This window comes from Rossellomorea sp. y25 (assembly GCF_038049935.1).
GTDB lineage: Bacteria > Bacillota > Bacilli > Bacillales > Bacillaceae_B > Rossellomorea.
This window is the reverse complement of the sequence record NZ_CP145886.1, coordinates 4,145,851-4,166,739: the sequence shown is the minus strand read 5'-3', so window position 1 is coordinate 4,166,739 and position 20,889 is coordinate 4,145,851. Positions and strand designations below refer to the sequence as shown.

Annotated in this window: 22 protein-coding genes and 1 riboswitch; of the genes, 12 read left to right on the top strand and 10 right to left on the bottom strand. The window is 43.2% G+C overall.

Translation table 11 applies throughout. The annotated features are described in order from the left end of the window. Nucleotides 1-3 precede the first annotated feature (3 nt). Together AAEM60_RS20865 and AAEM60_RS20860 are read left to right on the top strand one after the other, a co-directional pair. A complete protein-coding gene (locus tag AAEM60_RS20865; RefSeq protein WP_299742778.1) occupies nucleotides 4-438 on the top strand; it encodes a prepilin-type N-terminal cleavage/methylation domain-containing protein in 435 nt (144 codons plus the stop codon). After that, the gene (locus AAEM60_RS20860) at nucleotides 431-1,561 is read left to right on the top strand and encodes a hypothetical protein (RefSeq protein WP_341357028.1); all 1,131 of its coding nucleotides are present in this window, start codon (nucleotides 431-433) and stop codon (nucleotides 1,559-1,561) included. The genes AAEM60_RS20865 and AAEM60_RS20860 overlap by 8 nt, the downstream gene beginning before the upstream one ends. A gap of 413 nt (nucleotides 1,562-1,974) precedes the next feature. Here AAEM60_RS20860 and AAEM60_RS20855 read toward each other — a convergent pair whose 3' ends face one another. The 5 genes from AAEM60_RS20855 to AAEM60_RS20835 all read right to left on the bottom strand — a co-directional run bounded on the left by AAEM60_RS20855 (nucleotide 1,975) and on the right by AAEM60_RS20835 (nucleotide 6,914). Beyond that, nucleotides 1,975-3,207 (bottom strand): helix-turn-helix domain-containing protein, encoded by a 1,233-nt coding sequence (locus tag AAEM60_RS20855; RefSeq protein WP_341357027.1) that lies wholly within the window; start codon nucleotides 3,205-3,207, stop codon nucleotides 1,975-1,977. A 451-nt stretch (nucleotides 3,208-3,658) separates the two neighbouring features. Further along, the gene (locus tag AAEM60_RS20850; RefSeq protein WP_341357026.1) at nucleotides 3,659-4,249 is read right to left on the bottom strand and encodes an SCO family protein; all 591 of its coding nucleotides are present in this window, start codon (nucleotides 4,247-4,249) and stop codon (nucleotides 3,659-3,661) included. A 73-nt stretch (nucleotides 4,250-4,322) separates the two neighbouring features. Continuing rightward, entirely contained in the window at nucleotides 4,323-5,318 is a 996-nt protein-coding gene (locus AAEM60_RS20845) for an aliphatic sulfonate ABC transporter substrate-binding protein (protein ID WP_299742790.1), read from the bottom strand. Between the two features lie 68 nt (nucleotides 5,319-5,386). Further along, complete coding sequence (locus AAEM60_RS20840) at nucleotides 5,387-6,142, bottom strand: ABC transporter permease (RefSeq protein ID WP_299742793.1); 756 nt, start codon at nucleotides 6,140-6,142, stop codon at nucleotides 5,387-5,389. Then, nucleotides 6,126-6,914, bottom strand: a complete 789-nt coding sequence (locus AAEM60_RS20835; RefSeq protein ID WP_299742796.1) for an ABC transporter ATP-binding protein — start codon at nucleotides 6,912-6,914, stop codon at nucleotides 6,126-6,128. Before AAEM60_RS20835 ends, AAEM60_RS20840 begins: the two co-directional genes overlap by 17 nt. Before the next feature lie 279 nt (nucleotides 6,915-7,193). Here AAEM60_RS20835 and AAEM60_RS20830 point away from each other — a divergent pair, with 279 nt between their 5' ends. The 5 genes from AAEM60_RS20830 to AAEM60_RS20810 all read left to right on the top strand — a co-directional run bounded on the left by AAEM60_RS20830 (nucleotide 7,194) and on the right by AAEM60_RS20810 (nucleotide 11,281). Further along, on the top strand, nucleotides 7,194-7,712 hold the full coding sequence (locus AAEM60_RS20830) for an RNA polymerase sigma factor (RefSeq protein ID WP_341357025.1): 519 nt from the start codon (nucleotides 7,194-7,196) through the stop codon (nucleotides 7,710-7,712). Next, on the top strand, nucleotides 7,699-9,117 hold the full coding sequence (locus AAEM60_RS20825; protein WP_341357024.1) for a hypothetical protein: 1,419 nt from the start codon (nucleotides 7,699-7,701) through the stop codon (nucleotides 9,115-9,117). Before AAEM60_RS20830 ends, AAEM60_RS20825 begins: the two co-directional genes overlap by 14 nt. Nucleotides 9,118-9,295: 178 nt before the next feature. Continuing rightward, nucleotides 9,296-10,675 (top strand): Glu/Leu/Phe/Val dehydrogenase, encoded by a 1,380-nt coding sequence (locus AAEM60_RS20820; RefSeq protein WP_299742805.1) that lies wholly within the window; start codon nucleotides 9,296-9,298, stop codon nucleotides 10,673-10,675. A gap of 128 nt (nucleotides 10,676-10,803) precedes the next feature. Continuing rightward, complete coding sequence (locus AAEM60_RS20815) at nucleotides 10,804-11,022, top strand: DUF1659 domain-containing protein (RefSeq protein ID WP_341357023.1); 219 nt, start codon at nucleotides 10,804-10,806, stop codon at nucleotides 11,020-11,022. A gap of 40 nt (nucleotides 11,023-11,062) precedes the next feature. After that, the gene (locus AAEM60_RS20810) at nucleotides 11,063-11,281 is read left to right on the top strand and encodes a DUF2922 domain-containing protein (protein ID WP_341357022.1); all 219 of its coding nucleotides are present in this window, start codon (nucleotides 11,063-11,065) and stop codon (nucleotides 11,279-11,281) included. A 101-nt stretch (nucleotides 11,282-11,382) separates the two neighbouring features. Here AAEM60_RS20810 and AAEM60_RS20805 read toward each other — a convergent pair whose 3' ends face one another. Genes AAEM60_RS20805 through AAEM60_RS20790 form a run of 4 tightly spaced genes read right to left on the bottom strand, consistent with a single transcriptional unit; the run spans nucleotide 11,383 to nucleotide 14,635 of the window. Then, the gene (locus AAEM60_RS20805; RefSeq protein WP_299742814.1) at nucleotides 11,383-11,688 is read right to left on the bottom strand and encodes a PTS sugar transporter subunit IIB; all 306 of its coding nucleotides are present in this window, start codon (nucleotides 11,686-11,688) and stop codon (nucleotides 11,383-11,385) included. A 12-nt stretch (nucleotides 11,689-11,700) separates the two neighbouring features. Next, nucleotides 11,701-12,015, bottom strand: coding sequence for a PTS lactose/cellobiose transporter subunit IIA (locus tag AAEM60_RS20800; protein WP_299742816.1), 315 nt, complete (start codon nucleotides 12,013-12,015; stop codon nucleotides 11,701-11,703). Next, the gene (gene celB / locus AAEM60_RS20795) at nucleotides 12,012-13,304 is read right to left on the bottom strand and encodes a PTS cellobiose transporter subunit IIC (protein ID WP_299742819.1); all 1,293 of its coding nucleotides are present in this window, start codon (nucleotides 13,302-13,304) and stop codon (nucleotides 12,012-12,014) included. The genes AAEM60_RS20800 and celB overlap by 4 nt, the downstream gene beginning before the upstream one ends. Before the next feature lie 23 nt (nucleotides 13,305-13,327). Beyond that, the gene (locus AAEM60_RS20790) at nucleotides 13,328-14,635 is read right to left on the bottom strand and encodes a 6-phospho-beta-glucosidase (protein WP_299742822.1); all 1,308 of its coding nucleotides are present in this window, start codon (nucleotides 14,633-14,635) and stop codon (nucleotides 13,328-13,330) included. 221 nt (nucleotides 14,636-14,856) lie between these two features. Between AAEM60_RS20790 and AAEM60_RS20785 the strand changes: the two genes are divergently transcribed. The 5 genes from AAEM60_RS20785 (at nucleotide 14,857) to AAEM60_RS20765 (ending at nucleotide 19,465) form a co-directional block, all read left to right on the top strand. Further along, nucleotides 14,857-15,582, top strand: a complete 726-nt coding sequence (locus tag AAEM60_RS20785) for a GntR family transcriptional regulator (RefSeq protein WP_299742825.1) — start codon at nucleotides 14,857-14,859, stop codon at nucleotides 15,580-15,582. A gap of 20 nt (nucleotides 15,583-15,602) precedes the next feature. Next, nucleotides 15,603-16,298, top strand: coding sequence for a chitin disaccharide deacetylase (chbG, locus tag AAEM60_RS20780; RefSeq protein WP_341357021.1), 696 nt, complete (start codon nucleotides 15,603-15,605; stop codon nucleotides 16,296-16,298). Nucleotides 16,299-16,776: 478 nt separating this feature from the next. Then, a riboswitch (SAM riboswitch) is annotated at nucleotides 16,777-16,882 on the top strand. Between the two features lie 71 nt (nucleotides 16,883-16,953). Continuing rightward, on the top strand, nucleotides 16,954-17,967 hold the full coding sequence (locus AAEM60_RS20775) for a methionine ABC transporter ATP-binding protein (RefSeq protein WP_341357020.1): 1,014 nt from the start codon (nucleotides 16,954-16,956) through the stop codon (nucleotides 17,965-17,967). Beyond that, complete coding sequence (locus tag AAEM60_RS20770; RefSeq protein ID WP_341357019.1) at nucleotides 17,957-18,622, top strand: methionine ABC transporter permease; 666 nt, start codon at nucleotides 17,957-17,959, stop codon at nucleotides 18,620-18,622. The genes AAEM60_RS20775 and AAEM60_RS20770 overlap by 11 nt, the downstream gene beginning before the upstream one ends. Before the next feature lie 21 nt (nucleotides 18,623-18,643). Beyond that, complete coding sequence (locus AAEM60_RS20765) at nucleotides 18,644-19,465, top strand: MetQ/NlpA family ABC transporter substrate-binding protein (protein WP_341357018.1); 822 nt, start codon at nucleotides 18,644-18,646, stop codon at nucleotides 19,463-19,465. Between the two features lie 84 nt (nucleotides 19,466-19,549). On the opposite strand, the gene AAEM60_RS20760 is transcribed toward AAEM60_RS20765, so the two are convergent. Then, on the bottom strand, nucleotides 19,550-20,722 hold the full coding sequence (locus AAEM60_RS20760; protein ID WP_341357017.1) for an SEC-C metal-binding domain-containing protein: 1,173 nt from the start codon (nucleotides 20,720-20,722) through the stop codon (nucleotides 19,550-19,552). Between the last annotated feature and the right edge of the window lie 167 nt (nucleotides 20,723-20,889).

Sequence of the window (20,889 nt, the reverse complement as noted above, 5' to 3'; positions counted from 1 at the left end):
ACATTGATACATAACGAACGGGGATTATCATTTGTTGAAGTCCTTGCTACATTAACGATTTTGTCGATTATAGGTGCAGTTGTGTGGAACGTTTTCTTTCAGGGAATTAATTATACGAAAAAGGCAGTCTCACAAAATAGTATTCAGCAGGAAGCGAATATTTTAACGATGAAGTTGACGAGGATTCATCAGACTTCTGAATCCTATGAATTGGAAAACCCGGATTGTACCATCAAAGTGAAATACAGTGAAAAAGAAGAGGAGTTTCATCATAACGATCTGTGTTTTTCACTGGAAAATGCCCCGGAAGAACCCATCAAACCAAGCAAGATCGATTACCCTTTACTCGTCACGATCACAGATAAGCACCATCCCAACAATAAGTTCGTCATCGATACAACCTTATATAGACTGAAGGGAAGTAACCATAGTGAATGATCTAAAAAACGAAAAAGGATATGCATTGGTAACCGTCTTATTAATGATGGTTGTTTTTATGGTGATTTCATTATCCTTCATGGGCCAATCCTTTAGCAGTGTGAAGCAAAATAAGGAAGTAGAGAAGGACTATCAATCGGTTGCATTGGCGGAGATGGGCGTGGAGTATTTTGAAGGTAAGATCAGGAATGTCTTGAAAGAAACAGAGGTAGAGGGGGCAACAAATAGTGAAGATTTAAAGGTGAAAGTTGAAGGGTCCCTGGAAAATGAAAAGGTAGAGATAGAAGATGAAGAATTGGGTTCTTATTTTCAAATCACTAAAAATGATGATTTAACGAACTTTAGTGACCTTAATGAACAAAAGAATGAACTATTCATCCATTTTAAAAGCTTAGGAAGTTCGGAAAGTAAAGAAACTATCTTACTTACGACCATGACGATACCTATTACAATCGGATCAACCTCTTCAAAAGAACTACCAGATTTCAATCAAATCCGGAAACCGGAAAACCTACGGGGGGAATGCAAAAACCCACCGATTATTTATGATCGTTGCGACGAAATTTTAGTTCTGGGATCGGGATCCTATCCTCAAAATCATAATGACTTGGAAGACAAGCTTATTTATACAACCGGAGCACTCATACTGGACGGTAATGCCAATAACATGAACACTACACAAATTCATTCTGACGGATCCATGTCACTGGGGAAGAATATGAATAATGCTTCAAACGTGATCCTTGAAGTAAAGGGTGCGATGAGCTTTGGAGGACACCTAAGATTGGACAGTTCCAAGGTATATGTCGGAGGCAGCATGAGCCTTGACGGGCATATGGATATAGAAGACAATTCCTATACGTATGTTGGGGGGGGCGCTTCTATTTCCAAACACTTATCCATTCGTAAAAACTCAAAAATGTGTGTGGCCGGTAACCTAGAAGCCAGTCAGATACATGTAAATGGTAAGTTATTTGTGAAAGGTTCTGTAAGTGGGGATGTTAAGTCTGGTCAGCCAACCTATGTCAACCACACTGACTTTGTGAAAAATTGCGGTGTAAGCGTTTCTTCTCAAACGTTATCCATTATGTGGGATGATATTTCCACTGAAGTTGATTATTGATGGTATAAATGCAAGCCTTTCACTTTTGGTGGAAGGTTTTTTTAGTAGATATTCATACGGTATATCTACTCCTTCTTCTGTTAAAGCTGACTAGTAAAATACATAAAGTCGGGAGATGCAGGATGATAGAAAAAGAAGGAAGTCTATTTGAAGGTTTGTTTTGGGGTGTGTTATTCAGTATACCCCTTTGGATCTCGTTTTTTGGATGGGTGAAGCTGGTGAACGTTTTTCTTGGGTGAGGAAGAATGAGGATTGAATGTGTACCAGGTACAAATCGCCGTTTTTGTACCAGGTACGAATCGGTGTTTTTGTACCAGGCACGTCCCCCACATGATGTACCTGGTACACTTGTAATGACAGGTGTGCCAGGCACCGTTATTGGGTTTAGTGCCAGGCACCGCAATTCTCATCCACTATGTCATTAATTGAGTGGATAATTGAACCGCCTTTTTATACTCCTCGGACTCTACGTAATACTCATAGAGCACTTTCCCAAACCTCTCAATCAACAGCACATTCTTCGCTTCAAAAAAATAAGGCAGTGCTTTGTTTTCGAGATATGAGAAGTAGTCATCGATTTTGTTGTCTATACGGAGAGAAAAAAGTTCGAATAATGTAATGAATAATGTACTGTTTGCGCTTTTGCTCTCTGATAGACCGCGTTGGATGTGTTTCTTTATCTGTTTAGAATGGACGAGATTTCCTTCGATGCATGCATCCGTATAATTACATAATCGCCGCAAATATGACATAGAACCTTTTTTTGCTAGATCCAACGCTTCTTTAAAGCATTTTTTGGCTAGGGCATATTCTTCACGATTGTAATACTCGTACCCTAAGTTATTTAAGAGAGTCCCTTTTTGATCTAAATACCCAAGTGAATCGCTGTCCTGAATCAGGCTCTCATACCTTTCCACCAGATCTTCAAATTCGAGATACATCTCACTGCTCAGCTGAAGGAGCATTAAGGACTCAGCCTTGATTGCACCGGAGTAATTATTCGTCTTTTTAAAATAACTGAGGGATTTACCGGCGTGAAAGTAGGACATTACTTTATTTCCGATGCAGTGATAAGCAATGGATATATGATAATGGCATTCTTCATTTTTGTATTCATCCATATTTATTTTCTTTAAGATTTGTACGGCTTTTTGCTGGTTTTCTTCCGTAGTGTCTCTAATATAAATAAGCCCTTGAACGTGATAAAACAGATTGGTCTCAAAGGCTGTAAGAGGACTTGAACCCCTTTGGATGGAATCCAGTATGTTTGAAGAGAGGTCATCTTTATTATGCAGGATGTAGTACCTCGCCCTAAGTAAGTGGTAATAGACACCATATTTCGAGGATTCGAGAAACGGGGACTTTTCAAGTTCGGATTTCATTTGTTCAACGAGGTTCATCCTCCTCATAATGATGCTATTGTGCCATAGTTGCAACTGCTTTTCGACTTGATTAGAGGAGTTGATCTCGTGAAGAATGTCGATCCCCAGCCGTTCTGAGAACAGTGAAATAATATCGTCGGAATAAGCCGTTTTACCCCTCTCGATCTTACTGACATGCGTCGTTGTACATATCCCTTCCCCCAATTGAGACTGAGTGAGACCTGCTTTTTCCCTATAAAATCGAATGATTTCCCCTGTGTGCATGGGTAACCCCCTCCTTAAAAATATCCCTTTACGAGTAGTATTTGTTAGGGTGAGGGGTTTTTCCTGCTTTGAGAGTGATGGTGAAAGTTAAATGAGTGGATAGGCATGGGGTTTTGGTGGAATTTGGTTTGGCAATCGGAGAGAGGATGGAGAGTAGGGAAGAATTTAAGCATAAAGATTTTTCGACAAGCAGGATCAATTATTTAAATACAGGATTGATTATTCCCACTTAGGGATCAATTATTTGAAATGGGGATTAAAAAATTCAAATCGGGATTAATTTACCGTGAAAGTGGATAAATTATAAAGTCAAAATGAAATAATCCTACTATTCCACACAAATTTTCCCGGAAACGGTGCCGATAAACTAAAGAAGCAAGCTAAAAAAGAGTTCCATACAAACTTCAGACGTGATCCACATAAAAAACCTCTTCGATCTCAATCGAAAAGGTCATTTCAACTTCTCAATATCCTCAATCATCTCTTCATAAGGAGGATTGGACACTCCTTCATACTGCTTTAACAAAACCCCATCTTCACTCACTAAATAAAATGACGTTCCATGAACAAACTGATTCGATCCTTCTACTTGAGCAGCAGGAGTTTTAAACGAAACATTGGCGAAGGATTCAATCTCATCACGGGAGTATCCCGTTAAAAAGCTCCAATTCTCATCATCCATTTCATATCGTCCACTATATTGTTTCAACACCTCAGGAGTATCATGTTCAGGATCCACACTAATCGAAACCAGCTGTACATCATCATCCAATCCCGCATCTGCTATCTTCTTTTGAAGCTTCGACATATTCGCTGTCATGGGGAGACAAACGGTATCACAATTTGTAAAGATGAAATCAGCAATCACAATCTTTCCTTTATTGAGATCCGCTAATGACGTGGTCTCCCCATTCTGATCCACAGCAACCAAGTCACCGACCTCTACTTTCATGGGAAAAGACTCTTCACTACTTTCACCTTGGCAGCCAGCCAGCAAGAAAAGGGATAAGGCAATCGCAGCAATAATAGACTTTACTCTCACTTAACATCCTCCTTCTGAAACAGAGGTCCGTCCCTCGCAGGTTACAAATCAGCGAGGGACGGACCTGGTCAGGTTAGTCTATGAATTGTTTGTCAATTAGATCGGTGAATTCCGGTTTTTCTTTGAGGAATTTCAGTTCATAGGATGAGTCGGCAAATGCTTGAACGGCCTCGGAGTCCACTTTGTAAGTGAAACCGATGCGTTCCCATGCCTGGTCGACGGCTTCTTTGCTTAGTTCTTGACCGGTTACGTCTTTCACGTCTTTAATGGTGATTTCTTTTGCTTCTTCAGGATTTTCTTTAATGAAAGAAGTCGCTTCTTTATGGGCGTCAACGATTTTTTGGATGGTGTCAGGGTTTTCTTTCACAGATTTTCCAGACGCTACAAGTACTGAAGCAGGTAGTGTTTCACCGAAAGAAATTTCATCATGATCGATGATTACATTTGCACCTGTTTCCTGTTGAATCACTGCTGCCCATGGTTCCGGGGCAACGGCGATGTCGACTTTACCAGATTTCAGCATGCTCGCATATTGTGCCGGATTTCCGGTTACGTGTTTCATGGTCCCGCCGATACGTTGAGATTCAATCCCATGTTCTTGAAGGAATGTTTCGACCTGCACATCATGCGTGCACCCGACCGCAGGGGTGATGAAGGATTTGCCTGCAAAATCGGCGACGGATTTCACACCGCTTTCTTTACTTGCAAGAACCACCGTTCCACCAGTGGATCCCCCACCGATGATCTTCACGTCAGCACCGGTCATGTAGTTGTTCATGGCTGGGCCTGGCCCGACAAGACCGGCATCAATTTCACCTGTTTTCAATGCGGTCATAAACGATGATCCATCGGGGAAGGTTTTATATTCAATCTTTGTACCGTCTCCCAGCTGCTTTTCATAAAATCCTTTGTCCTTCGCCACCATAGCTGGAACGTGGTTAATATTAGGGAAATAGCCGATGACGACTTTCTCGCTTACGTTACCGCCTGAACTCTTTTCAGTCCCGCAGCCTGCCAGAACACCTAGGAAAGTAAAGAAAATCGTTAAGAGTAGAAAAGCTTTTTTCATTTTGTAACCTCCTGTTTTTTTATTAATGACGCAGGAAATGAGTACCTGCCGTATAATCTCCACTATGCTTATGACTCCAATCCCCAACGCGTAATGACTGATTTCTCAATACGCTGGAAGATCAGCTGATCCACGATGGCACCGATGACTCCAATGATGATCATCACGGCAATGACGAGGCTCATATCCCCGAAATCCGATGCGTATCGGAGGGTGTATCCAAGGCCGGGTCCGGTGCTCAGCAGTTCCCCTGCCATCAAAGCTCTCCAGGCGAATGCCCATGCAAGACGTGAACCCGTGACCACATAAGGGATCGATGCCGGGAAGATGACTCGAATGAATAAGTCCAAACCTCTCGATCCCATGGTTTGAGCTGCTTTTAAAAAGAGGGGGGAGACGTTTTTTATGCCCATTCGAATGTTGAGGGCCATGACGAATGTGCCGCCAAGGATGACGACGAAAATCACCGCTTTTTCATTGAGGCCGAACCACATGATGGCTAGAGGCAGCCACACGATACTCGGTACACTCTGGAATGCCAGCAGTAATGAGCCCAGCGTATCGTCAGCTGTTTTGGATTTGGCAAGAAGAACGCCGATGCTGGTTCCGATAACGAGCGAAATCCCCAATCCGATGAATAAGCGTTTGAAACTCGCAATAAGGTCAATGATCAAGGTTTGATCTGCAATTCCTATAAAAAGGGCCTGGAAAACGGAACTGGGAGAGGGGAGGACAACTTCTGTCCATAGTCCGAATCGTGATCCCGATTCCCAAAGGCCTATAATGAGGGCGAAAAAGATAATGCGTTTAAGAGCTGTGTTCATAGGCCAATTCCTCACTTATCACTTTGTCGATTTCCTTCTTCAAATAACCCATAATATGTTCTTCGATCTTTACCATTTCTTCTTTATGAGCATCCCGTGGACGAGGAAGATCTACTTTGATATCCGCCAATATCGTACCAGGTCGGGTACCCATGACGATGATCCGGTCTGAGAGTTTAATAGATTCCGAGATACTGTGTGTGACGAACAGGACGGTTTTCTTCGTTTCCATCCAGATCGTTTCAAGCTGATGGTGAAGACGGGAGCGGGTCTGTTCATCCAGCGCGCCGAATGGTTCATCCATGAGAAGGATTTCCGGGTTCATGGAGAGAGCCCGGGCAATGGCCACCCGTTGCTGCATCCCTCCTGACAGCTCATGAGGGTAATGATCCTGATAGTTTCCCAGCTGGACCATATGTAAGTATTTAGCTGCTTGTTGCCGTGCCACTTTCTTAGACATTTCTTTTTTGAGAGGGAATGTCACGTTGTCCCGCACGTTCAGCCACGGGAATAAGGCTGCCTGCTGGAAAACCATCCCCCGGTCTTTTCCGGGTTTTTTGATCGGATTTCCATCTACAAGAATTTCTCCCGAAGTAGAGGAGGTCAGTCCTGCCACGATGGAGAGGAGGGTAGACTTTCCACATCCCGAAGGCCCCAGGATTGAAACAAACTCACCCTTTTCTATGCCGAGATTAATCTCCTTCAGTACATCGGTTGGATTTCCTGACTTATCGAGGTATTGCTTATTGAGATGGTTGATCTGTATAAACATGTCATCATCCTTATCTTATAAATCTTATTAGTTTAGTCGGAATATAAATAATACAATTATAGTATATAGCGGATGGTTGTCAAGGTTTCCTTTATTTTGAAGGGGTTAGATAAACGGGTGCAAGGCACTAATAGGTGGTTTAGTGCCTTGCACCGAATGTAATCATTCATGCAGCAGGATAAGTTTTTTTATAAGAGATTGGAAATTTAATCTAAAAAGTGAAATGATTTCAACTTCTATATCGTCTAATATATAAAAGAAAAAAAGCGGGGGAATGGGATGTCCAACAATAGATTGGTCGCAGATTGGTTTCGGCTTTACAGTGATCCTATATATACATTCTTGGTATATCGAATGGGTACCACTGATGTGGAAGATCTTGTTCAGGAAGTATTCATTCGGGCACTGAATTCCGTGGAATCGTTTGAGGGAAAAGCGAATCCGAAAACATGGTTATATTCCATTGCCAGGAATCTGGCCCTTGATGAACTGAGAAAGAAGAAGAGGAATAAATGGTCCATTACATCTTTTTCCCCAATAAATCATGAAGCCGCTTCATTAGAAACACCGGAATCTCTTTATTTTCTGAATGAAGGAAGTCGCGAACTTCTAACCACTATTCAGAAGCTTAAATCTAATTATCGGGATGTGGTGGTTTTAAAAGGAATAAATGGCTTTGATGTAAAAGAAACGGCCACCATTCTTGGGTGGACGGAGAATAAAGTTCGGATCACCTATCACCGTACGTGTAAAAAGCTTCAATCCATAACAGGAGGATATACAAATGAAGAATCATAATGAAGACAATCTATCTAAAAACCTTCCCCCGCTTCAATTAAATGACGAGGCGAAAGAACGGATTCATACAGCCATCCTACATCATGAGCCTTCTCCGGCTTCCCGGATGAAAGCCTGGAAAGAAGGCAGGTTTAAAAGCATTGCCGCTGCAGCGGTAGGATTGTTGGTTTTCTCAATCTTGACGTTATATGTCATTTCCGAAACAGAAAAAGAGAAAGCAAATCAGTTATTCGCTGATGCAGAGGAGAACATTCAAGCGGTTTATGAAGAAATGGAATTGAACCTGCAAGAAACGGAAGAAGGCGGATTACTAAAAACGATTGAACCGTCAGAACTAAAGTCGGCTCAAGTATCACTGAAAAATGCTGAGAAGGAAATGTTGAAAAGTGGAGAAGAGAAGGAAAGGGAACTGCGTCAACATTTAATTCCGATGATGAAAGAAATAGAGGATTATAACCAAATCGTTCCAGTGGCAAATGAGCTTCAACAGGATATAAACGATATACGCAGTCTCCTGGAGAAAAGTCCTTTAGAAGAAAAAATGGCCGATAAGGTAGCTTCAATAAAAAAGGAACTGGCAGATAAATTAAAGACATTCGACAAACTTGAAAGCCAATCCCTTAGAGCGTTTTTTACTAATCAATATTCCACACAGGTGAATCGTATGGATCAAACCTTTAGTCAATACAAGGAAGTTCAAGAAGAAATCGAAAACCTTAAAGCGATTGCAGAAGAACAATCTTTAAACGAAGAGGATTTCGGGCAAGAAGCAGAGAGAGTGATGAAACAGGTTACAATTTTGCCGGATAATCAGACGACTGCTGAGATGAAAGAAGAAATAGAGTCGGCAAAAGATGCGTTCGATCAGGTGAAAGAAGAGGCGGAGAACAAAAAGCGCCTTGAAGAAGAAGCGAGTCTTGAAAAGGAAAAGGTAAGCAGCGGCGAGGTAAGAAGTGCCTCTGCAGATGAGAAAGAAAAAGAAGATACAAACCAAGATAGTCCTGAAGACGAGCTATACCCAATGGAATTCACCATGACTGATTCAAATGGACATACGTTTAAGCTAAGTCGTGATTTCGAAATATATAAAATCGGAAAGGGATATGACGACATTGCGAAAAGGTACGGAGGGCGCTTCTACTATACTCCTAACTCAGATATGTCACACGTCATTATAGGCAGAAAGATCATAGCGACCATTTCTCTCGTGTCTGCAGCTGATGTGGAATATAAAGACCTCTTTATCGATTTGATGTCACTTCGATCCAAGAAATATACAAGGGACCAATTCGCTTCCATTGTAGAGACGGTCATCCAGAGTGGTGAGCCTTATAAAGTGGAGGAAGGGGACTCGGGGGAGTTACTCCAGGTGAAAAATGGAGTGTTGGTTTATCATGGGTGGTAGAGAGTTATCAGAAAAAGTAGATATTGAAAGGCCACACCCTTTGGATAAGGTGTGGTTTTTTCTGTTTGATCAGATTGGCCGATTTGAGAGTTTAAGAATAGTCGTTTTTATCCAGGGATAGAAGGGTAACATTATAGTAGATACCAATATTTTCATTCATTTATAGGAGGGACCCGATTTGATCAGCCAAACAAGAGATATTGTTCAGAAGTCATTGGATGCTTTATTAGAGGACGAATCTTTTTTACCTGAAGTGAAAAGTGAGACAAGAAAGAAAGCGTTTACGTCTTTGACTTCCATTCTGTCGACACCGAATCACGTACATAAATCGTATTTACGGATTCCGTTGGAGGACGAGAAGGTGGTCCGTATCCCCGCTTTCCGTGTTCAGCACAATAATGCCCTCGGGCCTTATAAGGGAGGGATACGTTTTCACGAAACGGTGAATGAGGAAGAAGTCGTGAACCTGGCTTCTTTGATGACGTTGAAGAATGCCCTTCATGATGTTCCATTCGGTGGGGGAAAAGGCGGGATCATCCTGAATCCCCGTGAGTATTCCGAGAAGGAGCTTCATTTGATTGCGAGGAAGTATGTCCAATATTTCAGCGATGTCCTTGGACCCGATAAAGACATTCCTGCGCCTGATATGGGATCGGGAGAACGTGAAATGGACTGGATGATGGCTGAGTACAAGAGTATCCGGCCGGGGATGCCTTATAGAGGGAGCTTTACGGGAAAAAGCGTTGTGAACGGCGGTTCGTTGGGCCGGAGGGAAGCGACGGGAAAAGGTGTCTTCTTTACATTCCGCTATCTCGTTCATGATTTTGTGAAGGAACAGAAGAGTCTATTGACGAAGACGGATAATGTTTTTGCGAAAACGGCTCTGGATTTTGAGGATCGTCCCTTGACGATTTCAGTGCAGGGGTTCGGGAATGTAGGGTCGGTGGCGGCACTTGAAGCCTATCAATCCACTCATTTACAGAATAAAGTGGTGGCGGTGAGTGACCGGAATGTTACGTTGTTTAACTCGGATGGTCTTGATATTCCGGCATTGGTTGAGTTTACGATGAAGAATAAAGGAGATCTTCCCACGAAGGATGAACAGCTGAAGGAAATCGGCGTGAAGGCTGAGGTCCGTGGTCGTGAAGAGGTTCTGTACCTGGATGTGGACGTTCTGATGTTAGCGGCGTTAGAGGATCAGGTACACAAGGAAAACGTGGAAAAAGTGAAAGCAAGAATCATCGTGGAAGGAGCCAATGCTCCAATCACAACGGAAGCGGATAAATATTTAAGTGATAAAGGAGTCATTATCATCCCCGATATCCTGGCCAATGCCGGAGGGGTCATCGTCTCCTACTTTGAATGGCTGCAAGGACGGGAAACCCAGTTCTACACAGAGGAAGAAGTATTCAACCTCCTCTACGACAAAATGAAATCAACCATGGACACCGTCCTGCCGCTATTCTTCGGCGATCCATTCCCACTGCGCCAAAACTGCTACATCCACTCCGTCATGAAACTATCGACGGTTCTATACAGGCAAGGAAAACTTTATTAAGAACAAGGGACGGACCTCCATTCCTAGGAGCTGGTACTAGGAATGGAGGTCCGTCCCTCTTTTTTTTCAAACGGGGTGTCCTTCGCTCTTCCTATTCCCTATATAAAGGGTGAAAGGAGGTGAGGCACATGGCAACAGCGAATTTAAAGTCTACGAGAATACGACTGGCTTACAATGATGGCCTGGACGAGAAAGGGAATCCTAAGTTTGTGTATAAATCGTACAGCTACATCAATGCACTGGCAACAGCGGATGAGATGAACAGCGCAGCTTTATCGCTGGCTAGTCTTTCATCAAAAGGATTGTCCAACATCGAGAAGGTCCAAAGCTTCGACATTAACGAGTAAGGGTAGATCGATATTATAAAAGAAAGGAGGTAGATGCAGCATGGCAAAAGTATTAGAACTGGAATTCCAAACGGAAACGGGGAAGCCGGCGAAACTAACCATCAATGACCCAATCGAGCCGATTGATACTGTGGCGGTGAAATCAGCGATGGATAACCTGATCGCGACCAATGTGTTTGGAAGTTCCAATGGTGCACTCGTGAGTGTGGAAGGAGCCCGTGTGGTAGAACGTAATGTGACGGATTATGAAGTAATGTAATCGATTGGAAGTGTTCTCCTGTATAGGGGGGGCACTTTCTTCATGTTCCTCAATATGAAAAAAGAGTAACCTGTTCCAGGTCACTCTCAATCATGAAACAATTATTTTCCCAACAGCCCTTCTGCCTGCTCTAACACCTTCGCACCATTCATCATTCCATAGTGCATCCCATCGATGACATCTACCTTAATATGATAAGGCTCTGCCTTTTCAATGATTTTAGAAGATAGATAGCGGACTTGAGGTCCGATCAGGATGACGTCCAGTTTATCTAAATGATTGCTTAAGTCAGCTTCAGATGTAGCATTAATGGTGGCTTCAAGGCCTTTTTCTTCAGCGGCTTTCCGCATTTTTTGGACTAACATACTCGTTGACATGCCTGCCGAGCAGACCAGCATGATATTCATATAAATCACTCCTTACTTGTTTTGGTGGATTTCGATGATTTCCTGTGCCAGTTCTTTAACGGTGATGGCATTCATGAGATGATCCTGGGCGTGAATCAATAGAATCGTAGGATTCTGTGTGTCACCACTTGCTTCTTTTTGTAGTAATTGCGTTTGATAGTGGTGAGCTTGATGTACTTCTTTCGCTGCTTCAGCCATTTTTTCCTCCGCTATTTCGAATTGTTTCTTCTTTGCAGCTTGGAGGGCTTCCATGGCGGAAGACCGTGCGTTTCCAGCATGTAATATGATATGAAAAGAAATCTCTTCTAAAGTCAGATTTGCATTCATGCGATTTTATCACTCGTTTCGGTTGTTTTCTTTAATTGGGCCCGTTCCGATGCGAGCAGGAATGGGATATACATGAGTGTGGCAATCGTCAGGTTCACTAGTTGAAGGACAATCCCACTCCAGGATCCCCCCGTTACAAGGTAGCCACTGATGATCGGTGGTGTCGTCCAAGGAACAATCGCGACGGTTTTTGGTACAATTCCTAAACTCAGTGCCAGGTAAGATGTAACAGTGAGCACGACTGGGACCAGTAAAAACGGGATAAACATAAGCGGGTTTAACACGATCGGCAATCCAAAGATGACCGGTTCATTTATATTGAAGACACCAGGTGCAGCAGACAATTTTCCGACTGTGCGGTAATGCTTTGTCTTCACCACAAGGAAGATGGCGATGATCAAGGCGATCGTCGTACCGGATCCACCCATGTACACATAAGCATCGAAGAAGGGCTTTGTCACAATGTATGGCACGTCAAAGGCACTCATACCATCTGCGAACAGCTGCTGATTTTTTTCAATTAAAGGAAGGTAGATCGGTTCGATGATCGGACCTAATATGTTTGTGCCATGTAAGCCAAAGAACCAAAGGAAATGATTTAAGAAGGCTACAACAATAGCTGATGGCAGTGAGTTTGAGACGGCTTGCAATGGTTCCTGAACCACCGTAAACACGATTTCGAATATACTTTTCTCTGCAAAAGAAGTTAAGAGAGCTTGAATGAGACCAATAAGAATCAAAATGATCGTAGCCGGGATCAGAGCTTTGAATGATTTCACTACCCCTTCAGGTACACCGTCCGGCATACTGATCGTAAACTTCGAGCGAATCAACACTTTGAATAATTCTGTGACAAGGAGGGACGTGATCACGGCGACGAATATCCCTTGTGCTCCGGTCCAGGCGTAGGAAATCCCCCAGTCTTCTGTTACCGGTGTGAGGATGATGAGTGAAGCTATCGATACTAATGCTGCTGACAACCCATCGATATGATAGGACTTGGCTAAATGATAACTGATGGATGCAGCGACGAGCAGTCCGAGGATGGCGAATGATCCATTCCACATATTCCCCCCGACGGATTTCCAGCTTTCGCCGAATACAGAGACCATAAAATTTTGAAAGGCATCAATCGGCAGATTATTTAATAAGACAGCCAAAGATCCCACGATGATCAGCGGCATGATCGAAACGAATCCATCACGGATGGCAACGAGATGTCGTTGGGACCCGATTCTTCCTGCAATAGGCATAAACTTGCTTTCCATAAACCCCATTACTTTACTCATTTCTCTTTCCCCCATTTACTAGATTAATTGAATTGCGGTAAAAACTCTTTGTGAGCTTCCAATAATTCATCGACTAGTTGTCTTGCTACCCCTTCGTTCTGTACTAGCGGATTCATCACCATGGCTCTGTAGGCGTCGGAGTACTCACCAGATCGTGCTGCTTGTATCACTAATTCTTCGAAAGCTTTCATCTGTTGGATGATTCCTTTAACAGATGGAGGCAGCGGGCCGGTGGCGATTGGCCGAGGTCCGTCCCTCGTAATGACGGCGTTTACTTCGATGACAGCGTCGTGTGGCAGGTCCGGGATGGTTCCGTTGTTCAGTGTGTTGACGGTTTGGATGTCTCCTGAGTTGTTGTAAATGCTCGCCATGAGGCTGCAGGCAGCATCACTGTAGTAGGCACCTCCTCGATTTTCCAGTTCTTTTGGTTTTTCATTTAACTCCTCTTTCATATATTGTATGAAAAGTTCTTTTTCAACTTTTCGAACAACCTCTGCCCGTGTACCGTTTTCTCTATAAGCTTGAAGGTCCTTTTCCAACACAGAGTCCCGTTGGAAGTAGTATTGATGATAAGGATTGGGAAGCATCCCGAGAGCTTGTAAAAATTCCTTCGACCATCCGAGTGAGACGATGTTGGCCGGTGAGTAATCCACTTCTTGATGGATCAGTTTTTGCAGAACCTGATCGGTGACATCCTGACCTTTGACCCAAACCTTTTTTCCAAACACAAAATGATTCATCCCTACAAACTCGATTTGTACTTCATTTGCAGAACAATTCATCATCTCGGCGACGCTGTTTTTCATGTTGAAAGGAATATTGCACACCCCGATGACTTTATGATGTGTACTGTATTTAAGCAGGGCTTCCGTAACAATGCCTGCCGGGTTGGTAAAGTTAATAAGCCATGCATGGGGACAAATCTGTTGGATGTCATGACAAATTTCCATTAGGACCGGAATGGTGCGCAAGGCCTTGAATATACCGCCTGCTCCATTGGTTTCCTGACCGATGACACCATGACTTAACGGTATCCGTTCATCTTTTTCCCTGGCTGAGAGGCCGCCCACCCTGATTTGTGTTGTCACAAAGTCAGCGCCAATTAAGGCATCCCTGCGGTTAAGGGTCCATTCCAATTCAATAGGCACACCTGCTTTTTGGATCATTCGACGAGCAAATTGCCCGATAATCTCAAGCTTCTCTTTCCCTGCTTCGATGTCTACAAGCGTTATGTCCGTGACAGGAAAAGATTTGTATCGGTGGATGAACCCCTCGATAATTTCTGGTGTATAGCTTGATCCGCCTCCGATTATGACCACCTTTAATGACATTCTGTCGAGCTCCCTTCATTTTGAAAGCGATTTCTATTTTCTATAATGTATCATACAAATTTTCACTCGTCTATATATTGTAATGACAAATATAAATATTATGACTATTTTTTATTTAATTGTAATAACAAATTATTTTTATGATAAAATGATTAGGAATAGAGAATTGCACGTGGATGTGTTATAACAAATATAGGAAGAAAGTGGAAGGGAGAAACAGAATGAAAGAGACACAAGAAGCAAAGGCCCTGCATTCGCATGTAAAAGAAGAAATCATCCACATGATTAAAAATAAAGAATATGCGCCGAATACAAAACTGCCGACAGAGGCGGAGTTTTGCGAAAAGTTTAATGTCAGCCGTACGACGATCCGGACGGCGCTCCAGCAGCTGACACTTGAAGGTTACGTGTATCGTGAGCAAGGAAGAGGAACCTTTGTCGCAGAAGAGAAAGTCAGTCAAATCCTGTCCTCGACGATCGACAACTACACAGAGCAACTGCGATTACAAGGTAAGAAACCTAAGATCAAGGTACTGAGCATGAATGTCATCCCGGCAGAATCCACAGTGGAAAAAGCGTTGGAATTGAAGAATGGAGATCCCGTCAATCGGTTAGAGAGGATCCGATATTCAGACGGGCTGCCCCTGCAATATGAGGTGGCCTATCTGCCCTGGTACAAGACGCCAGGCCTTGATAAAGACGAATGTGAAAGATCTCTTTACAAGCTCCTGGAAACACAGTTTGAGATAAAAATTAAAAAAACCATCGAAACCATCGAGCTATTTTTAGCAGATGAGCGAGTGGCAGGGAAGCTTGAGGTACCAGAGGGGACACCTTGCTTTATGATCGAAACGACAGCTTATGTAGAGGATGGATCCGTGATCGAATTTTCCAAAGCGATCTTCAGAGGAGATAAAGCGAGCTTTCTTGTAGAAAGAACCTATTAGAAAAAAGGGGATGGGGGATTATGAGGAACGTGATCGTCAATGCAGATGACTTTGGTTTATGCCGGGGAGTGAACTATGGCATCGTTGATAGTCACCGGTTTGGAATTGTCAACTCAACAACGATGCTTGTCAATATGCCCGGGACTCTGCATGCGTTGGAATTGGCGAAGGTTTTTCCTGAATTAAAGGTTGGGATCCATTTAACACTGACATGCGGGAGACCGGTTTCGGCCGGGGTACCATCACTACAGGATGAAAGAGGCTTTTTCCGTTACACCAGCAGGATTTTTGAAGAAAAAGAAATCAATGTGGATGAGGTTGAAATGGAGTGGGAGGCTCAGGTGGATAAATTTCTATCATTCGGTCTGCCCCTTTCTCATATTGACAGTCATCATCATGTTCATAGCTTTCGACCACTGATCCCGGTGGTGAAGAGATTGTCAGAGCGCTTTGGGGTACCGGTCCGGAATGTTTTTGGTGATAAGGGTGGCGAAATGGATGTGTTAACCGATCGGTTCTCGATGGACTTTTATGGGGACGGAGTGTCGGTTGAAGGATTGAAGAGGATTTTGGACAGCAGGGATGGAGGTGAGACGCTTGAGATTATGTGTCATCCGGCTTATGTTGATTCCTATTTGAAGATGAATTCTTCTTATTGTGAGCAGCGGTTGAGGGAGTTGGATGTGTTGACAGTGATTAAGGAGTGGACGTTTTAGTTTTCGTTTGGTTGTTTGAGAGATTAGAATATTTGTAGTGAGTTGTTATGACAAATGATCGGGGTGCTGCTATTGAAGGTAGTGCCTTTTTGTATTGGTAATGGAGGTTAGTCCCAATTGGAGGTGGAAAGGAATGTTTTTGGATAATATGTATGGTTTTTGAGTCTTTGAGATGGTGTAAAGGCAGGATATTAACTGAAATCGATGTGAGATACATGGATTGATAGGGTGCGAGGAGTTTTATTATCGACATTCCCCCTTTTATTATCAACTTTAGGAATATATTATTAACTGTAAAAAAGTGGATATATTCCACCCCAAGATCAAACCCTAGTCCAACAACACAAAAAAACCTTCCCTAGTACAACAATAAAGATAACGCTTACATAAAAACAACTGTAAAATTCCCTATTGACTTCCATTCCCATACCCAGTATTATCCTCTATAAGATTAAAAAATTAGAAAATTACATACTTTCAATTATCCAGAGTGACCGAGGGATCAGGCCCTACGACGTCCGGCAACCTCCAGTATTGGAACGGTGCCAATTCCTGCAGAATGATTTCATTCTGAGAGATAAGTCGAGATAAACAGGCGATGCTTCTTTCAGTTGAAAGAGGCATTTTTTATTGGATGAAAAAAGGGGTGTGCACATTGATCGAGATTCGAAATCTAGTTAAAACCTACAGTACAAAAAAGCAAACGGTGGTCGGTGTCGATAACGTTTCCGTAAAAATCGAAAAGGGTGAGATTTTTGGAATCGTCGGATACAGTGGAGCGGGGAAGAGTTCACTCATTCGCTGCCTGAATTTATTAGAAACCCCTACATCAGGAGAAATCATCATTGACGGACAGGATTTCACGAAACTCACGTCCAAACAATTAAGACTCGCCCGTCAAAAAACGAGCATGATCTTTCAACATTTTCACTTGATCAAATCCAAAACGGTGTTTGACAATCTGGCTTTTGCCTTGAAAGCGGCTAGTGTACCTAAAGCGAAAATCAAGCCCAGAGTCGTCGAGCTCCTTGAGATGGTCGGTCTATCGGACAAAGCAGATGCGTACCCGGCCCAGCTCAGCGGAGGACAAAAGCAAAGAGTCGGGATTGCGAGAGCCCTTGCGAATAACCCATCGGTTTTACTTTGCGACGAAGCGACCTCGGCACTCGATCCGAATACAACGAAATCAATCTTGAAACTATTGAAAAAGATTAATAAAGAACTAGGTTTGACCATCGTCCTCATCACCCACGAGATGGAAGTGGTGAAAGAAATCTGTGACCGGATGGCCGTGATGCAGGACGGGAAAATCGTGGAGGAAGGGCCGGTTTACGACCTGTTTGCAGAACCTAAGCAGCCTTTAACGAAGCAATTCATTGAAACAATCCTTCAATTTGAACTACCGCCGCACCTCGTGGAATCAAGGAAAGGAAAACTGATCAAAATCCAATTCAAAGGATCGATCGCAGAGGAAAGCGTCGTATCGGAAGTGTTCCAGAAATACAAGGTGCGAGGCAATATCCTACACGGCAAGATCGAATACATTCAGGAAGTTCCACTCGGGATTTTTATCATGGAACTGATCGGCTCCCATGAAGAAATCGAAGCCGCGATCCGGTATATCACGTTGAAGACACAGAGCTTGGAGGTGCTTGAGAATGCTGCCTGATTCATTGACTGCAATTTTACCAGAATTGAATAAAGCCTTTTTTGAAACGGTCTATATGGTGGGGATTTCACTGGGAGTTGCGATTTTAGTGGGATTACCGCTCGGGATTCTTCTTTTCGTAACAGACAAAGGCTTGTTTTTACAAAATAGTTTGATCAAAAAGGTCGTTGGATTTGCCGTCAATATGGTGCGGTCGGTTCCGTTCATTATTCTATTAGTAGCACTCTTACCATTAACCAAACTATTGACCGGAACCACGATCGGACCGACGGCAGCATCCGTATCACTCTCTGTTGCGGGAATTCCATTTTTTGCGAGAATGGTAGAAACGTCATTGCGTGAGATTGATAAAGGTGTCATTGAAGCTTCGGTTTCAGTGGGGGCAAGTCCTTGGATGATCATTAAGGACGTGCTGTTACCGGAAGCACGACCGGCGGTGATTCAGGCAATCACGATTACAACGATCAGTTTAGTCGCCTATTCCGCCATGGCTGGGATCGTCGGTGGAGGCGGAGTCGGGGACCTGGCGATCCGCTTCGGATACTACCGTTATGACAACACGGTGATGATCACGACCGTCGTCATTTTAATTTGTTTAGTTCAGCTCATCCAGTATACGGGTGATGTGTTTGCACGATTAGTCGATAAACGATAACTACTTTAGGGGGAACAACTAGTGAAAAAGTGGATTTTATTTGTAGCATTAGCGGTAACAATGAGCATTCTTGCAGCTTGCGGAGGGGACGAAGCAAGTTCAAGCGCGGAAGATAAAAAAGAGGTGACGATCGGAGCGACATCCGGACCATACAGTGATATGGTGACAAAAGCGATCAAGCCCGGTCTTGAAGAAAAAGGATACACGGTTGAAGTGAAGGAGTTCAGTGATTACATCCAGCCGAACAACGCGCTTGCCCAGGGAGATCTGGATGCGAACCTTTTCCAGCATAAGATCTACATGGAAACCTTTGCGAAGCAGCATAACATGGACTTATCCGAAGTAATTGTCGTGCCAACGGCTCCAATGGGAATCTACTCACAGAAATTCGATTCGATTGAAAACATAAAAGAAGGCAGTGCCATTGCCATTCCTAATGATCCGACGAACGCAGCACGGGCGTTTCAAATTCTGGAGGATGCTAAGCTGATCACGTTAAAGCCGGATACAGATCCATTGACTGTTTCAGAAAAAGATATTGCAGAAAACGTGAAAAACCTGCAATTCAAACCAATCGAAGCAGCACAGCTGCCAAGGGCCGTTGACAGTGTTGATCTATCTGCGGTTCCAGGGAACTACGCACTTGCTGCCGATATGGACTTACTTGATGCACTTCAGCTGGAGGACATGCCTGATCAGTATCGAAACCGAGTGGTTGTAAATACGAAGGACGTTGACTCACAACTGGCGAAAGACATCAAAGCAGTCGTCGAAGCAGACGAATTCGAGAAAATCATCGACGAAGAATTCAAAGGGTTCGGTAAGCCTGAGTGGATGGAGTAGAGGGACGGACCTCTAGTCGGGATATTTAATATAAGAAAGCCATAGGGACGGGCTTCCGCAAAATGCGGAGGTCCGTCCCTCATTTTATAGACAGCACTTCTTATATTTTTTACCGCTGCCGCATGGGCAAGGGTCATTGCGTCCTACTTTTTCTTCGTTTATGACGGGTTGTGGAATTAGCGCGGCTGGTTCATTCAACATTTCAAGTTCCATTACCTCCAGTAAGTGTCTCCACTCTGGAAGTTTGGGGTGTTGGATGCCATTCATGACGCAATTGACATATAGTGATTCTTCTAAGCAAAGCAGCCCATCTTCATACCCTGTTTCAATTAAAACTTCTATCCTGGGAATCGCGTCTGTTGATAGATGTCGACATAGATTATCTGCTATGATTGTTCTGGCGGTTAGGTCCTCGGTTTGATCAAACAGTCTTAGTAATGCTTGTTCAGCTTCTTTGGTTTTGATCCTTCCAAGTACATCCAAAGTGTAGAAAAAGGTGTTTCCGTAGAGTGCTATTTTTTCAACTTCTTGTACGACCAGGTCCGTCCCTATTTTGACGAGGGTATTTGCAATTTCCTCAAATAAAAAGTCGCCTTCCTCTTCGTTTTTAAAGAGACTCACTAATAGGGGGACTACACTTTCTTCCCGCATTTCACCTGCCATGTAGACAACATATATCCCTTCAAATCCGAAAAACTCCTCTTCCTCCATAATGTTCTGAAGTCCATTCTGTACTTCCCAGCTTTCAATGCCCCCTTTTTTTATAAGCTCCTTGATGATTCTTTTCCCATGATCATAAAAGTCTTGGTCAAACTCATATTCATCCAGGTAAACCATAACATCAGCCAACGCCATGTATAGTTCTTCTATAGTTAAAGAAGGAAGCTTCTCTACTTCTTTTAACTGTTTCTCCCCTATGTATTGATATACTTTATTTCTGTATGCAATTAATAATTCTGTGCTGGCGTTTGTAACTAATTGAATGTAGGACAGTCGGTTGTTATCCTTTTTACTCATGACATCTAAACGATTTACTACTTCATTCAATCCTTCTTCATTAAGAGGTAAGTACAGTAAATTAGGGAGAATAGGCGAAGAATATTCCGAAACCGGTCCCCGATCAACGGCCTTCAATCCGGTCAAAAACGTATCCCCTCCAGGTAAATAAGTATCCTCCAACATTTCAATGGCATACCTCTGCACAAATGGGTCCTCACTCAAAAAATACGGTTCGACCCTTTCAACAAAACGATCCATCCAACCATCCTTTATCTTTCATATTTTCCTATAGTGTAATGGGTGAGAAAGGAAAAGGGAAGAGGGACGGACCTCTAACTCAAGGACAGAATAGGGTAACGTGATAAGGACGGACTTCTGCAAAAAAACGGAGGTCCGTCCCTCTTTTTTTTCAATCTCAAAGGATT

What these genes read in the sequence shown, in the direction of transcription:
- AAEM60_RS20830 (WP_341357025.1), top strand. Translation starts at nt 7,194, where the DNA reads ATGTCCAACAATAGATTGGTCGCAGATTGGTTTCGGCTTTACAGTGAT.
- AAEM60_RS20825 (WP_341357024.1), top strand. Translation starts at nt 7,699, where the DNA reads ATGAAGAATCATAATGAAGACAATCTATCTAAAAACCTTCCCCCGCTT.
- AAEM60_RS20840 (WP_299742793.1), bottom strand. Translation starts at nt 6,142, where the DNA reads ATGAACACAGCTCTTAAACGCATTATCTTTTTCGCCCTCATTATAGGC.
- AAEM60_RS20800 (WP_299742816.1), bottom strand. Translation starts at nt 12,015, where the DNA reads ATGAATGCAAATCTGACTTTAGAAGAGATTTCTTTTCATATCATATTA.
- AAEM60_RS20805 (WP_299742814.1), bottom strand. Translation starts at nt 11,688, where the DNA reads ATGAATATCATGCTGGTCTGCTCGGCAGGCATGTCAACGAGTATGTTA.
- celB (WP_299742819.1), bottom strand. Translation starts at nt 13,304, where the DNA reads ATGAGTAAAGTAATGGGGTTTATGGAAAGCAAGTTTATGCCTATTGCA.
- chbG (WP_341357021.1), top strand. Translation starts at nt 15,603, where the DNA reads ATGAGGAACGTGATCGTCAATGCAGATGACTTTGGTTTATGCCGGGGA.
- AAEM60_RS20815 (WP_341357023.1), top strand. Translation starts at nt 10,804, where the DNA reads ATGGCAACAGCGAATTTAAAGTCTACGAGAATACGACTGGCTTACAAT.
- AAEM60_RS20790 (WP_299742822.1), bottom strand. Translation starts at nt 14,635, where the DNA reads ATGTCATTAAAGGTGGTCATAATCGGAGGCGGATCAAGCTATACACCA.
- AAEM60_RS20810 (WP_341357022.1), top strand. Translation starts at nt 11,063, where the DNA reads ATGGCAAAAGTATTAGAACTGGAATTCCAAACGGAAACGGGGAAGCCG.
- AAEM60_RS20770 (WP_341357019.1), top strand. Translation starts at nt 17,957, where the DNA reads ATGCTGCCTGATTCATTGACTGCAATTTTACCAGAATTGAATAAAGCC.
- AAEM60_RS20835 (WP_299742796.1), bottom strand. Translation starts at nt 6,914, where the DNA reads ATGTTTATACAGATCAACCATCTCAATAAGCAATACCTCGATAAGTCA.
- AAEM60_RS20855 (WP_341357027.1), bottom strand. Translation starts at nt 3,207, where the DNA reads ATGCACACAGGGGAAATCATTCGATTTTATAGGGAAAAAGCAGGTCTC.
- AAEM60_RS20785 (WP_299742825.1), top strand. Translation starts at nt 14,857, where the DNA reads ATGAAAGAGACACAAGAAGCAAAGGCCCTGCATTCGCATGTAAAAGAA.
- AAEM60_RS20760 (WP_341357017.1), bottom strand. Translation starts at nt 20,722, where the DNA reads ATGGATCGTTTTGTTGAAAGGGTCGAACCGTATTTTTTGAGTGAGGAC.
- AAEM60_RS20845 (WP_299742790.1), bottom strand. Translation starts at nt 5,318, where the DNA reads ATGAAAAAAGCTTTTCTACTCTTAACGATTTTCTTTACTTTCCTAGGT.